Annotated in this window: 15 protein-coding genes; 7 read left to right on the top strand and 8 right to left on the bottom strand. The window is 39.5% G+C overall.

Translation table 11 applies throughout. The annotated features are described in order from the left end of the window. Positions 1–50: 50 nt before the first annotated feature. The gene (locus H6G86_RS14005; RefSeq protein ID WP_190934838.1) at positions 51–422 is read right to left on the bottom strand and encodes a zinc ribbon domain-containing protein; all 372 of its coding nucleotides are present in this window, start codon (positions 420–422) and stop codon (positions 51–53) included. A 463-nt stretch (positions 423–885) separates the two neighbouring features. On the opposite strand from H6G86_RS14005, the gene H6G86_RS14000 reads away from it, so the two are divergent. Together H6G86_RS14000 and H6G86_RS13995 are read left to right on the top strand one after the other, a co-directional pair. Then, the gene (locus H6G86_RS14000; RefSeq protein WP_242064813.1) at positions 886–2,061 is read left to right on the top strand and encodes an AAA family ATPase; all 1,176 of its coding nucleotides are present in this window, start codon (positions 886–888) and stop codon (positions 2,059–2,061) included. Beyond that, positions 2,061–2,780 carry a ParB/RepB/Spo0J family partition protein gene (locus tag H6G86_RS13995; protein WP_190934836.1) on the top strand — a complete coding sequence of 240 codons (720 nt, stop codon included), beginning with the start codon at positions 2,061–2,063 and terminating at the stop codon, positions 2,778–2,780. The genes H6G86_RS14000 and H6G86_RS13995 overlap by 1 nt, the downstream gene beginning before the upstream one ends. A 163-nt stretch (positions 2,781–2,943) precedes the next feature. On the opposite strand, the gene H6G86_RS13990 is transcribed toward H6G86_RS13995, so the two are convergent. Further along, positions 2,944–3,891 (bottom strand): glycosyltransferase family 2 protein, encoded by a 948-nt coding sequence (locus H6G86_RS13990; RefSeq protein WP_190934835.1) that lies wholly within the window; start codon positions 3,889–3,891, stop codon positions 2,944–2,946. A 70-nt stretch (positions 3,892–3,961) separates the two neighbouring features. Further along, complete coding sequence (locus H6G86_RS13985; RefSeq protein WP_190934834.1) at positions 3,962–4,981, bottom strand: Npun_R2821/Npun_R2822 family protein; 1,020 nt, start codon at positions 4,979–4,981, stop codon at positions 3,962–3,964. Positions 4,982–5,707: 726 nt separating this feature from the next. Between H6G86_RS13985 and H6G86_RS13980 the strand changes: the two genes are divergently transcribed. Further along, the gene (locus H6G86_RS13980; protein WP_190934833.1) at positions 5,708–6,133 is read left to right on the top strand and encodes an ester cyclase; all 426 of its coding nucleotides are present in this window, start codon (positions 5,708–5,710) and stop codon (positions 6,131–6,133) included. Between the two features lie 61 nt (positions 6,134–6,194). On the opposite strand, the gene H6G86_RS13975 is transcribed toward H6G86_RS13980, so the two are convergent. Further along, positions 6,195–6,644, bottom strand: coding sequence for a hypothetical protein (locus H6G86_RS13975; protein WP_190934832.1), 450 nt, complete (start codon positions 6,642–6,644; stop codon positions 6,195–6,197). A 344-nt stretch (positions 6,645–6,988) separates the two neighbouring features. On the opposite strand from H6G86_RS13975, the gene H6G86_RS13970 reads away from it, so the two are divergent. Together H6G86_RS13970 and H6G86_RS13965 are read left to right on the top strand one after the other, a co-directional pair. Further along, on the top strand, positions 6,989–8,428 hold the full coding sequence (locus H6G86_RS13970) for a DHA2 family efflux MFS transporter permease subunit (RefSeq protein ID WP_190934831.1): 1,440 nt from the start codon (positions 6,989–6,991) through the stop codon (positions 8,426–8,428). A gap of 81 nt (positions 8,429–8,509) precedes the next feature. Then, positions 8,510–9,259: an SDR family NAD(P)-dependent oxidoreductase gene (locus H6G86_RS13965; protein WP_190934830.1), complete on the top strand. Its 750-nt coding sequence runs from the start codon at positions 8,510–8,512 to the stop codon at positions 9,257–9,259. A gap of 67 nt (positions 9,260–9,326) precedes the next feature. On the opposite strand, the gene H6G86_RS13960 is transcribed toward H6G86_RS13965, so the two are convergent. Next, positions 9,327–10,109 carry a hypothetical protein gene (locus tag H6G86_RS13960; protein WP_190934829.1) on the bottom strand — a complete coding sequence of 261 codons (783 nt, stop codon included), beginning with the start codon at positions 10,107–10,109 and terminating at the stop codon, positions 9,327–9,329. 167 nt (positions 10,110–10,276) lie between these two features. On the opposite strand from H6G86_RS13960, the gene H6G86_RS13955 reads away from it, so the two are divergent. After that, on the top strand, positions 10,277–10,990 hold the full coding sequence (locus H6G86_RS13955) for a gamma-glutamylcyclotransferase (RefSeq protein ID WP_190934828.1): 714 nt from the start codon (positions 10,277–10,279) through the stop codon (positions 10,988–10,990). Between the two features lie 133 nt (positions 10,991–11,123). Here the strand turns inward: H6G86_RS13955 and H6G86_RS13950 are convergent, their stop codons facing one another. From H6G86_RS13950 to H6G86_RS13940, 3 genes are all read right to left on the bottom strand, one after another. After that, on the bottom strand, positions 11,124–11,753 hold the full coding sequence (locus H6G86_RS13950) for a TetR/AcrR family transcriptional regulator (protein ID WP_190934827.1): 630 nt from the start codon (positions 11,751–11,753) through the stop codon (positions 11,124–11,126). Between the two features lie 121 nt (positions 11,754–11,874). Next, positions 11,875–12,372: a GNAT family N-acetyltransferase gene (locus H6G86_RS13945; protein WP_190934826.1), complete on the bottom strand. Its 498-nt coding sequence runs from the start codon at positions 12,370–12,372 to the stop codon at positions 11,875–11,877. 102 nt (positions 12,373–12,474) lie between these two features. Continuing rightward, positions 12,475–12,657: a hypothetical protein gene (locus H6G86_RS13940; RefSeq protein ID WP_190934825.1), complete on the bottom strand. Its 183-nt coding sequence runs from the start codon at positions 12,655–12,657 to the stop codon at positions 12,475–12,477. Between the two features lie 264 nt (positions 12,658–12,921). Here H6G86_RS13940 and H6G86_RS13935 point away from each other — a divergent pair, with 264 nt between their 5' ends. Beyond that, positions 12,922–13,401 carry a protein tyrosine phosphatase family protein gene (locus tag H6G86_RS13935; RefSeq protein WP_012410063.1) on the top strand — a complete coding sequence of 160 codons (480 nt, stop codon included), beginning with the start codon at positions 12,922–12,924 and terminating at the stop codon, positions 13,399–13,401. Positions 13,402–14,017 lie beyond the last annotated feature (616 nt).

Below are 14,017 nucleotides of genomic sequence, written 5' to 3'. Positions count from 1 at the left end.
TTGTTGTTAATTTTGACCATTTCCTATTCCCAATCCCCAGTAAACACCAATCAAGACCTTAATATCACGAACAACAAACAGACCAATAATAAACCTAATAGCAACAGCAAAGCCTGATTGCGTTTTACCCAAGTTTTCACAGTTACAGCAAAACTGTTAGTGTAACGCTGCTGTTCCAACTCTAACTTTGTCTGTTCAATATTTTGGTAGAGGGTACAGTCTTTGGCGTAGGGACGCTGAGGAAAATTGCAAGTATCATCAGCGTGATAGGTGCAGGTGTCGCACAGATACCCATCCCCAGTGGCGCGGTGCAATGGAATACCGGGATGACCGTAAGCTTTGAGTGTAGTCCGGCAATAGGGACAACTAATAGCTTGACTATCAACGAGTTGATGGCAGTGGGGACAAGATACAGTAGCCAAAACCTTTAGCACAAATAGGTAAACACTTTGATTCTACCCATTTACAAGAGTAATGGGTAAATACATAGGTAGCCTGTTAATTTTGAGTATGATTAACTCTAAAAATTAGTGATTTTTCCAGCAAAAGTACTAATTTTATGATGAGAATTTATATTTTTATAAGTGATTTATATCACTCAGAATAATTAAAGGTATGCCATAATCTAGCAAGTATGAGGTTTTGTGCTAAGTCCAATAATTATTTAAAGGTAGAAAAATATTGCCTTTTAATCCTGAGCTATGCCGTAACGAAAGCGAAGTTGAAAGCAAACTCATAGTGCAATATTTGCTACCGCAGCTAGGTTATACTCCTGACACCTGGCATCAAGAAGTTGCCGTTGGTAGCATCCGCTTAGATTTCTTAGCATTTGCTGCACAGGTGATTCCCTTTGTCTTAGATGCCAACTCACCCTTGAGTGTCGTCATGGAGGCAAAGCATCCCAAACAAAACTTAAATAATCATGTCCCGCGACTCAGGCATTATTTGACCAGCTTGAATGTCAGGTATGGATTGCTGACTAATGGCAAAGAGATTAGAATTTATCAAAAATTACAGGCTGATATTCAGTTAATATTTCAATGCTCTGGGAAAGAAGTTGATATTAATTTAGATAAAATTAAAGGTTTAATTGGTAGAGAGAGTCAGAAAGAAGGACAGTTAGTAGATAAAGCAGAAGTTCAAAAAACTGAAAATGATTCCAATTTTGAAACCAAAAGGCAACATTCAATGAAAACGATTGCAATCTACCACAATAAAGGTGGCGTTGGGAAGACTACTGTTGCAGTTAATCTTGCAGCAGCATTACGTAAAAAAGGCAAAATAGTACTTTTGATTGATATAGATTCTCAAGCAAATACTACTTTTGCTACAGGATTAATCAAATTTCAATTTGAAGAAGATGATAATTTAAGAGAGCGAAACGTATACCATTTATTAGAATCAGGAGATTTTAACTTTATTCCCGAAGTAGTACGTACATCTGATTATTTCAACAATCCAGAAATTGATGTTATTCCTTCACATATCACATTAATTGAGTCTCAGGATAAACTGAATAAAATATTAGCTAGTAGGAGTAGGCTAGTAACAAAATTAAAAAGGGTAGAAAACAACTATGATGTTGTAATTATCGATACTCCACCTTCTAGAGATTTGTATGCTGAAGTTGCACTGATTGCTACTGATTACCTGATAATTCCATCGGATTTGAAACCATTTGCTAACCAAGGTTTACCAACGGTCAAAAATTTTGTTAATCAAATCAATGAATCCAGAGAAATGATGGGTAAACCGCCCATTAGTATAATGGGTGTTCTTGCTTCTAAAATCTCAACAAATGCTAAATTTTTACAATACAATTTCCCCAAACAGAGAGAAGTAATTTCAGAACGCTATCAACTGCCACTTATGGAAGCTGTAATTTATGACAGAACAGCGTTGTCAGAATGTATGAATCAGACTCTCTTAGTTGGAGATTTAGAATATCCTGACCCTAAGTCTATTATTAAATTTGCAGAATTAAAAACTTCTGCTCAAATTTCTGCTGAAGAATTTAATGTATTAGCAGATGAAGTTATCCGAAAAATGGGAGTTGATTAATGATTAATTTTTCTTTAGTGGATGTAAAAAGCATTACTTCTAATGAGCCTCGGTCAAATTTTGCAGAAGCTGATTTAGAGAACCTTGCAGATATAATTATAGAAACAGGAGGAATTATAAGACCATTAATTTTGAAAGGAACAGGGGTAGAAAGCTATACAGTAATCGATGGGCATTTTGAATATTATGCTGCTGTTAGGGCAAGAGAAAAAAATCCTCGACAAGGTGAAATGGTTAATGCTTTTGTCATAGCCCCAAAAGTAGAAGATTTAGTAGTAAAGCAAGTTGAATCTCTCAAGGGAATTAATTTTTCTATTAAACCAGTAACACCACAGCCTGAAACAACAAAATTAGAACCACGTCTGGCAAATCTAGAATTACGTCTTGAGAAGCAATTCAATGAATTTAAGTCAGAATTTATACAAGAAAGACAGAGAATAGAGAATCAGTTCAAACAACTTGAAAACCTTATTCCCCAAAAGGGTGAACAAAATAATCCACTTAGTTTATTGAACTCTTTGGATAAAGATGAATTATCTATAAAATTACAACGCTCTAGAATTTCTGGAGCAGAAAAACTTGCCAAAGCTATAGAAGATGCTCGACATAAAAAGCCAAAGCAAAAATTTGAAGATTATCGTGATGTAGTAAAATCTGTTAAAAACTTGGGTGATAAAACAATTTTGACTATTATTGATGAGTGGTCAAGAAATTATTAGAATCGTAGTAGCGCGGCAAGCCTAAAATATAGGGTTCAAACAATCTAGAAAATCCAACAACAACAAAATATTCTCTGATGACTCAACCCAATAAATTAAGCTTGCCGCGCTAGTAGGTTAAGATTTTTGGCTCTAACTGAACCATATTGCAATATGTCAATGTCTAACCCCGCACTTGTCGCAGTGCATTAAATGCCTTACCTCGCAACCCAACTGGTAATAGCGATAATCCTAAACCAGTCCAAGCTTTAGGAGTTGAAAAAGACTGCCCTGCCAAAACTAGCTCTCTGCCTTTTTGCGTTTCACCCTTTTCAATTAAACGCAAACCTAATAATAACTGCGTTTCAGTTAGACGATTTTTCCTGATTGTCTCTATTTTTTCAGAATCAAACTTATAACTTTCTAAATACCGCATTTTATCAAATAAATAAGGAATGGCTCTATTTATACCTTGCTGTTCTGCATGAGTGCGATATTCCATCAATAATTGTGGTAAATAATAACCCTTTTTTCCAGCCAAAGCTAGACGCACAAATAAATCATTATCTTCACAGTTTTGCATATTTGGCTGCATAAATCCTAGCTCTTGCAAGGTTTTGCGGCGAAATAATGTTGCGCCAACTTGAAAGCTTTGGTTAACAAATACAACTTCCAACAAATTATCTACAACACCTGCTGGTAAATTCTTCCTACCCCAGCGATGAGTATTTTCTTGAGTTTTTGCCTCATCCCGCACATTGTTAATATCAATTATCCAATGATCTGTACCAACAAAATCAATGCTAGAGTCTTGAGCAAGAATCGCTGCGGTACTTGCGAGAAAATCGGGTGTGAGCCGATCGTCATCATCAAATTTAATAAAATATTCACCACTGGCTGCATTAAAGCCAGAGCGCATATTATTACTTTTACCAATATTTTGCAGATGACGAATATATTTAATCCGTTGGTCTGTGTACTGTGACATCAATTCAGGTGTGTGATCGCTAGAACCGTCATCACAAACAATTAGCTCAAAGTCTTGCTCAGACTGATTCAGTACACTTTCAATGGCATAAGGAAGAAGATTAACACGATTAAAAGTAGGAATGCAAACAGTAATTTTAGGCATATTTTATACTAGTAACTGAAAAATATAGAAAATAGAATGCTAATTTAACACGTCACCAATAAAGCTATATTTAACGGAGAGTTCTTTGAATTTTATTCATTGTTTTGTTAAAGAAATTGTTAGTTTTAGTAATTATACTCGCTGGCTTAAGCTGTTTTGGTCTTTGTTCTGGTTGTTTAAGAAAGCGATAATGCAAAAATTCATTTCCATAACATATATTGATATCTTGCCCTTGAGATAACTGGGCAAAATCACGAGAAGAATAGCTCATATAATGTATACGATGAATTGGTTTTAAGCCATCTTGATTGTAAAGAACGTTATTAATATTGACAAAGGGATCTGCATTGGCACAGTTACCCGTTCTATCTTCACCATTGAGGCTAAGTGTAAAGTTAAAAAGTGGGCGATCGCAGCGCAAGGTCATATAGTTAAACAAAAAGGAATCGTCCCACCATCCATGTCCATTAATCCACTCAACTTCTTTTTGGTTAATTAATCGTTCCTTCATTATCTCAATATCTTTAACAGTAAACAATCCTCGTTTAGAGCCAAAAAAGCTAGAACAATGCAGCTTAGGGCGTATATCCGCTTCTGTATACAGTCCAGTTTTCTCTATAACTGAAATATTTAACGCTGCAACAGTCCTATCCTTAAGGTGTTCCCAATCATCAAAAACAAAATCTGATGTTTCTAGCTTGTCAATTACATTATTGAGTGGCTTCATTGCCAAACTATCACCATCATAAAATACGAACTTATCAAAAATGCCCTCAAAGGCAACAAACTTTCTTTGTAAATGACTTTTGTACCAACTAGGACGTGATAGTTTTGTATCTTTTTCCCTTGGATGTGCTGCCCAAACCTGATGAGCAAATTCTTCCCAGTGTTGAATTACGTCCCAGTTATCAAATAAGATTACATTTTTTCGATTATTAATTTCTTTCCTAACTAAATCTAGTTGCTCATTATATGGAATTATACAAATAGGAATATCTGCACTAACATTCACCTCAATACTGTTTAGCAAAGCTACTAGTTGGTCAAACACCACATCATTAGCCAGGGTGTAGATACCGAAGGAATCCATTTTGATAAATCCTTTTTCTCTTGCAGTGACTGAGTAACGCAAATAATATTCTCGTTATTTTTTGAGCTATTATTCTCGAATCATTATTAGTATACACATCTTTACACTTTATACTGGGGCAAGGAGTAAGGGATTTTGCTTAGTTTGGATGATACTAACCTTACTCGTTGTTTGTCTGCATCGTCAAAACCCATGCAGTGGCCTTGCTTTTTCCAAAAATGTCCTGTGCGTTAGGACATTCGATTAAAGTACGTGGCAGTGTACCAGTAATGAGACTATCTGGGATGCTGTCTAGAATGCAATAATATTTGGGGCTGCCCAAAGCGGTAGTGGCTGTCTTTCAAAAAATTAGCAATAATGCACGGAGCAAAAATTTATCGAAACAGAATTCAGGAGTCAGGAGCCAAAATTCAGAATGGATTTTGTGCGACTGGTGGATGAATCCAGGGGTTTAAGACCCCCACTAAATCCTTGATTTAGTGGTGCAACAATTCAGTGGCGGGTCTGAATCCCCCACTGATAGCGTCGGCGGTAAGCGAGTCCGCGATAGCGAAGCGTTAGCGAGTCTTCGAGCGTCGCGTCTTCATTCTGACTCCTGTTAGCGGTAGCGGGGCGTTTAGCCCATTCTGACTCCTGAATTCTTCTTCAATTTTGAACTTGCATCAGCCCAGAATTAATCACTGATAAGTAAATACTATTTTTAGTTGTAAGTAAAAAGGAGTAGCAATGTCTAAGGTTGAAGACAATAAATTAATTGCTCGACGCTGGATCAAACTCATTAGCGAGCATCGAATTGAAGATATCTGCGAGATGACTGCCCCAACTTGGAGGATGCACGGTGCTTTACCTGGGCTTCCTCTAGGACCGGATGGAGTACGTAAATTATTTGGTTCATTTGGGGCTATTAAGCAGAAATGGACAATTGAAGACGTAATTGCTGAAGGTGACAAAGTTGTGGTGCGTGCAACTAATACCTGCGCTCAGGAAAGTTTCTTTGGAATACCTAGTCATGGTCGAGAGCAGACGTTCACGGCTATGTTCATTCATTGGATTGTTGACGGGAAGATAGTTGAAACTTGGCGAAACGCTGATGATCTCGGACGAGTTCTTCAGCTTGGGGCGCGGATTGAGCCGGGAACGTCTGGGGAATAACTTTACTGACTTGCTGAATAAACGGCGAGTCTCTTCAGAAACTGGTAGAAGTCTTAAAAATCTAGCTGTTGAACAATTGCCTTCTAGAGAATAATCTCAGCAACCCGGCGGTTCCTATTCCCCAAGCACCATTAACTAATAAACCTGTGACTATTCCCACAAGTTTCCAGCCTCCAGCTATGGGCTGACCCTTGAGTGGTGCGACCACAAACCAAGCTACTAGGGTTGGGGCAATTGCACCAAATACCAATGCTGCTAACCAATAGCTTTTATTATTTTGAAAACGAGGCGCGATTGCTACCCAAATTATTCCCCAAATTCCTCCCCAGAATGCACTTGACCAAATTTGCGGGATTCCAAATGGTTGTGTTGGTGCAGTTGAATAAGGAGTGCGAGGCGTGAAATTCACTGTATGTAGCAACGCCAACATACCTTGGTGAAATAGCAAAACAGACACAAAGCCTGCAATAAATGCTAAGGCAAATCGAGATAAGGCTGTTTTTTGAGTCATTGCTTATACGAAAACCTCTAGGACTTGCTTCTTAGAGGTGTCTATGATAGTTTGCTAACCAGTATAAAATACAGTAAATTTATCGAGTTACCGTATTTTAGTGAATACTGTTTTTAATATAGTCGAAGGAGCTTGGAGTATCTAAGTAATTTACCAAAATATATGACAAGTAGAAAAACCAGTGTTGCTGATTGAGAAGATAATGCCTGAAATAAACCTGAATTTGGCAATTTATCCAGAGTATTTTTGAGCAACAAAGCGATCGCAGCGAACAGATAGTGAGGATAATGAATATACGTATGCAAACTATTCATGACCGTAAAGTCAAAGGCGGAGGCTAAATCTTGGCACAATTGGAAACACAACCTCTGGCTTTGTCAGGCGCTCAGAAAAATTGGGTCTTATTCGGTGTCGGACTTGGGGTGTTCATGTCTACCCTCGATGTGGGCATCATCAATGTTGCTTTACCCACATTGGTGCAAGCCTTTGGCACCAGTTTTCCGACGACCCAATGGGCTGTATTGAGTTACCAGTTGGTCAGTTCCGGTTTAGTTTTGGGGGCAACCCGCTTGGGAGATATGTGGGGCAAGAAATCCTTGTATCAAGGGGGACTTGTTCTGTTTACTCTCAGTTCGCTGTTGTGTGGTTTTGCACCTAGTATTGAGTGGTTGATTGCCTTTCGCGCACTTCAAGGACTGGGTGCTGTGTTCATCTCTGGGCTTGGTTTGGCAATCATTACAGAAGTTTTTCCATCTTCGGAACGAGGTCGGGCTGTTGGCGTTATCGGTAGTGTTGTATCACTGGGAATTGCTTTTGGCCCTTCCGCAGGCGGGCTGCTCCTAAGCTTATCAGGGTGGCATAGTATATTCTTCATCAATGTACCGTTGGGGATTATTGCTAGTTTCTTGATAGCTCGGGTAGTGCCACCTTCTGTACGCATTCAGGGTAAACAGAAGTTTGACTTTTTTGGAGCTGTATTGGCTTTATTGACTCTGGGTAGTTTTGGTCTGGGTATGACGCTAGGGCAAAGCCAGGGCTTTGGCAGTACCAATGCACTAGTATTATTAGCGATCGCTACCTTAAGTTTCATAATTTTTTTGGTAGTTGAAGCAGTTATAAAGGAGCCACTACTAGAACTACACCTGTTTCGCAATCTTCAGTTGAGTATGGGTTTGCTAAGTGGTTGGCTAGCATTCATTGTTATCGGCGGTTCGCTACTTATCGTCCCTTTCTTTCTAGAGAGCGTCAAGCATTATCCGACGGTAAAAGTGGGACTGCTACTAGCTGTGTCACCTGTACTTAGTGGGTTAATTGCCCCATTAGGGGGAATACTTTCAGACCGCTTTGGCGCTCGACTAATCAGCCCAATTGGACTGGGGTTGATGATAGGTGGTTGTTTGGGGATTAGTACCTTTGATGCTCAAATTACTGAGCTAGGCTATGTGTCACGCTATTTTATTTACGGCATTGGACTAGGTTTATTCCAATCGCCCAACAACAGCACTGTTATGGGAGCAGTACCAAGGGAGCGGCTAGGGATTGCTTCTGGGCTGCTATCTTTGTCACGGACATCAGGGAATACAGTAGGAGTTTCTTTAATTGGGGCAGTATTTGGAGCATTAATCGCTAGTATGTCTGCGGGTGCAGATGTTTCTGTTGCCCCTCCTGATGCGATCGTTGCGGGGTTCCAAGGAACTTTTCGTTTTGCAGCCCTAATACTTTGTGGAGCAGCAGTCGCATCTGTGTTGAGGATCGGGAAGAGGCAGGGGACAGGCTTGCCGTGAGCGTAGCCGAACGGGAGCAGGGGGAGAATAACTAATCTCAATTAGCAATTACCAATTACCAATCACTAAGGAATTAAATAAATGACAGGTAAATTAAAAGAACAAGTAGCAATTATCACTGGGGCTTCAGCAGGAATTGGAGAAGCAACTGCGATCGCATTGGCTTCAGTTGGAGCAACAGTAGTACTGGCTGCTAGGCGTGGCGATCGCATTCAGGCATTAGCAGAACGGATTGAAGCTAGTGGTGGCAAGGCATTGCCCATTGTCACTGATGTGACTGATGAAAACCAGGTAAACAACTTGGTGGCAAAGGCAAATGCAGAATTGGGAAGGGTCGATATCCTGGTGAATAATGCGGGGATTGCCTTACTCGGAACCATTGAAGCTGGAAATAGCTCAGACTGGCGGCGATCGTTCGACATCAACGTCCTAGGACTGCTATATGCTACCCACGCTGTTTTACCTCTGTTGAAGGCGCAAAAATCGGGGCACATAGTCAATATCTCCTCAGTGGCAGGTCGGACAGCACGGGCAGGTGTTGGTGTTTATAATGCTACCAAATGGGGCGTTAATGCCCTCTCAGAAGCTTTACGCCAAGAAGTTCACAAGGACAACATCCGCGTCACCATTATTGAACCTGGTTTGGTGGATACGGAAATTGACAACCAAATTACCGATCCAGTTGCCAAACAACGCATTGAGGAACGGCGCAAGGCAATTACACCTCTGCATAGCGAAGATGTTGCTGCTGCGATCGTTTATGCCGTCACACAACCGTCGCGCGTTAATGTCAACGAAATTCTTATCCGGCCAACAGGACAAGAACATTAAAGCTCAATACGCTTGGGTTAAGAGACGCGATAAATCGCCGTCTCTACAAGTGTTTAGACAATAATTGTTACCTGCGTTGGCGTACTTTCAAAATGGCAGATGAAACACCGAAAGCTAATATAGCCAAGGTATAATTTGGTTCAGGAACTGCAATAATACTCACCCTGTTGATAGCAAAAGCCCTATTTAACTCAGAAGTGCTGAAAACCAGTTGCGAGATGTTAGCAGTTTTACTGCTAATCCCAACGAACAATGCTGAATTATCCAATGTTACTGAAGAAGTTCCCGGTACAGAGAAAGTGCCCAATAGGTTATTGGCACTATCAAAAGCTGAGACAAACACGTTGAATTTTAGAATATCATCTACAGCTATTTGAGTACCGGCACCGAAAACAGGCTGATCAAAGTTAATGGTCAAAGGGCCTGGGTTGCCAATGGCAGGAAAACCACTTTGTGGATTCAAGCCTGTCAAGAGAAGAAAATCGCCATCAGTGAAGTTAGTCGGAATACCTTTAGGTATAAAAGAGGTTTGAAAAACAAAAGGTGGGGTAATACCAGAATCATTAACTTGAGGTACAGTTACACCTAGACCTAAACCGCCTTCGGATACCGCTGAAAAGGAGTTAGGCAGAAAAGCCGAAGGATCGGGAGCAAAGGGATTGAACACTTTACCCAAACTTGACCAATCAATTCCGTCATTACTTACAAAATCAACACGACTAGTGACTAATGTAACTGCTTTAACTGGTAATGGTAGAATTGCTATTAGAGTTGTAATTGCTAATTTAGTGGCAATTGTTGGTAAATATTGGATTGATAACTTTAATAACTGATTTGTCGCAGATGCCACAAAGTTTGCTCCTTATTTCGAGGATTAGCATCATCAAGATACTGCTGCCTGTAGTTAGGCTTACTCTATAATCCTACGGAAAAGGAAACAATACTATGATTAATTTATTTTAAAGTTATAGTGAAATTACTGAATATTTACACAAAAAAAAGGAAATAATCTACATTATGTCACTCAGTCGTAGCGACCTGGAAGCCGGAAACGCCCAGACGAGACTGTTAGAAGCATCACACTCTGGAATCAAGTTAACTACCTTGAGCGAAGATGAGTTACAGCGATCGCTCCATGAAATACTACAACACCAACTACCAAATTCTGATATCTGGATATTTGCTTACGGTTCCCTGATTTGGAATCCCCTAATCACATACGTCGAACGCCGTGCTGGGATAATTTATGGTTGGCATCGGCGCTTCTGTGCATGGATGATTCTCGGTCGCGGTACTCCAGAGAATCCCGGATTACTCTTAGGACTCGATCGCGGCGGTAGTTGTCGTGGCATTGTTTATCGAATTGCTGCTGCTGATGTAGCATCCGAATTATTGCTGATTTGGCGACGGGAAATGTTAGCTGGTGTCTACGTTGCCCGTTGGGTAAGAGTATTTGATGGTACGCAAGAATTTAAAGCGATCGCCTTTGTTGCTAACCGCCAGCATCCCAGGTACGCTTATAAACTACCATTAACAACTACTGTTAATAGCATTGCCACCGCATCTGGAAAATTGGGTTCCTGCGCTGATTATCTCATGAGAACTGTCGATGGATTAATCGCAGAAGGTATAAAAGATAGAAAATTGCTCTTGTTACGCAAACAGGTGCTGGCAAAACAACAAGCGCTTTTAGTTAATCGCGGCTCTACTGAAACTACTAATTATGAATAACTGTTGTGAACCTCAAATTAAATAAAATAATTGAGTTTGGAACAGATTTTAAATTGTGAAAAATAAGTATACCCAAACGCTAATTTCAACTATTTTTAAGCCATATTATTGACATAAATTATCTAAATTTATCTCAGAACTTACAGCCGCATTGAGAACTGTTAGAGGTACTGATACCACGCACAAAAATATCTACACAGGTTTCGATATAGTCCTCACAGCTATAGCTGCCTTGGTTAAATTTTGCACTGCGACATAGCATTCCAGCTAACAGCATTCCTGTAAACATATCGACTGCTGGAAATGGATCGAGGTCTACTCTGACAGTGCCTAGTTTCTGACTCGATTGCAGATAAGCGACCAGCTTTTCTCCTAAAGGCTTGGCGGCTTCTTGAATCACTTGTTTAGCTTCTTCAGGATGACGTTTAGCTTCTCCAATAAATGTACGAATTAAGTCCTCCTGTGCTTCTAGCATAGTATTATAAAGATGGGCATACTGTCTTAAATCAATTTTTAGATCCTGTGTCCACGCTTCGGGGTATGCAAGGGCTTCAGTCTGGAGTGCCAAAGTATTTTTGATCACTGCTCCCAGAAGTTGTTCTTTGCTAGCAAAGTGACGAAATAAAGTCACCTCATTCACACCAGCAACACGAGCTATTTCACGGGTAGTCGCTCCTTGAACACCTAAACTGGCAAATACTTGCGAGGCGGCTTCTATCAAACGTATACGGGTGAGAGTTGATGAACGGATGCTTTTATTCATTTATACTGGCAAGTACTTATTTTCATGATATGTTATGTCTCCAAAGTTGTTGCAAATTAAATAAAAATAATCTTGATACCAGTACTTTTAAAGTTATTGAAAATCTGGTATCGACTTAAATTTATCTCGGTGCGGTAGCTAATGTTTTACTCATTTTCGTAACTGGGACAACTATCCCCTTTCTTAAATAATGAGGTGCTTTTTGGATGGCAGTAAATCCCAGTCGTAAATAAAATCCTTCAGCATAAAGACTAGCAGTTGTAATTACCTTATCTATACCCTGATCGGTTGCTTCGTCACAAAAATGTTGAACTAAAGCACGTCCAATCCCTTTCCCTTGATGTTTAGGATGAACATACAGCCCGATGAGTTCATCAACAATGAAGCTAGTAAAACCTATAACAACATCTCCTTTAATTGCAACTTTGCAAGTTTCCACTTTCATGCTCTTCAAGATATTTGAACCATCCGGTTTATCGCGGTAATTACGCCAAGCTAAAAGTTCTTTTTCGGTGTAGAAAGTTGCAGGCAGAGCTTTGATAGCAGCAATATGAATTGCACTCAGTACCCACGCATCTGTTTCTTGAGCAGGTCGAAGAGATATTTCGTTAGCGCTCATAGGTTCATGACTGACATTCAGATTACATGTCTGTTTGACTTTTTGGCATGTTATAGACATTTTAGTTGCGTAGCCGTAGCCCGTTGTAGACATCGCAACAGATCAAGTAGCCAAATTTTCAATTGCTTTACTGATATTAGCAGTTTCCAATTGAGTCACAACTCGCTGAACAATTTGTCGTCTAATTTTCTGTGTGACTCGCATCCGTAGTCTGTCGTAGACATCGCTTCCCCGAATCGCCAGCCCAAAATCAATACCTGCCCTCTGCCAGTAACAGAGAACCAATATAGACTGCTGATATATAAGCTGTGATAATTTTATCGGTAAAAATCATAATAAGCTCTAATTAACACTAAATCTATCGACAAACCGTATATTATGGATAAAGCAATAAAATAACCAACTTCAAAAGACGTATTTTGAAGTAATCAAGCAATATCTTTTGATATTTAGCTAATTTTGCAGTGCTTACTTAAATAACTTCTTAAAGCTTGCTGATTCGACTATTTACCAAGCTGGAAGCCATTAGAAAGTCAAAAAGGAGTAAATGTGATCAACGCCATACAGATTAACGAAAACTTAACGACAACAGGACAAGTTATACCAAAACAGCTTGAGCAAGCTATCCAAGAAGGTTTTAAGTCCGTTCTAAATTTGCGATCGCCTGATGAGCTAGGATTTTCTAAGGATGAGCAAAAAGTAGCTGAAGCATTAGGGCTGCATTATAAGAATGTTCCACTCAAGGTAGATTTAAAAAACTTGAATGAAGAGGCCATTACCAAAATCCTCACAACACTCGAAGAAATTCCTAAACCAGCAGTTGTGCATTGTGCAGCCGGAATGCGCTCGACTGGAATTGCACTCTTAAGTATCGCTATCCAGGAAGGATTAACACCAGAAGAAACCTTAGCAAGAGCTAAGAATCTGGGTTTTGGATTCTTTGAACACGCTGGCGTGAGTCCCCGACTGAGGCAATTATTTGTGGACTACGTTAACAAACACGCCAAATTAGCTGTGCCTACTTGCTGAAACAGATGTACTAAATAATAGGATATTGATAACTTAGCATTAGTTCAGGTGCGGCTTTTGACCAAGATGATAGCGCTGGTACTTTTACTCAGGTACAATTCGCGCAACTCAGCAGTGGATTATCACTAAGCGCAACTAATTTTTTTGTTGTCTAATTTGTAATATCAAATCCGAATTCGGTTCAATTAACGCATAGATTGCTCATCTAAGTAATTTCCGTTAGGATATTTCACTTTTGTAAGTAGCCCTCAACCTACCAGTCTGAGGGCATAATTTTGACTTATCCAAAAGACACCCATCAACCTTGTATCAAGCTGAAATGTAGGCTGTACAAAAATTTATACTCTATCTAGTTACACAACGCACAATAAAAATTTCTTTTATTATCCTTTATCACTAGTAACTTATTTCGATTTTCAAGATACAAACACGTAATTTCTAGAAAATTTTTATACTAAATATAAACAGTAAAAAAATGCCATTCCAAGTAGTGACACTCAACAAAACAAACACTATAGTGATTAAATTAATCAACTGTATTGTGTTAGCAAGTTAGCTAAATAGTCCTTTCCAGCCTGTCAAAAGGTTGATTCAAGTGAAAAGTTGTGTTTCTCAA

It is taken from the genome of Nostoc sp. FACHB-133 (genome assembly GCF_014698055.1).
Classification (GTDB): Bacteria; Cyanobacteriota; Cyanobacteriia; order Cyanobacteriales; family Nostocaceae; genus Nostoc.
The sequence above is the reverse complement of the archived record's forward strand: the minus strand, read 5'-3'. Positions and strand labels throughout refer to the sequence as shown.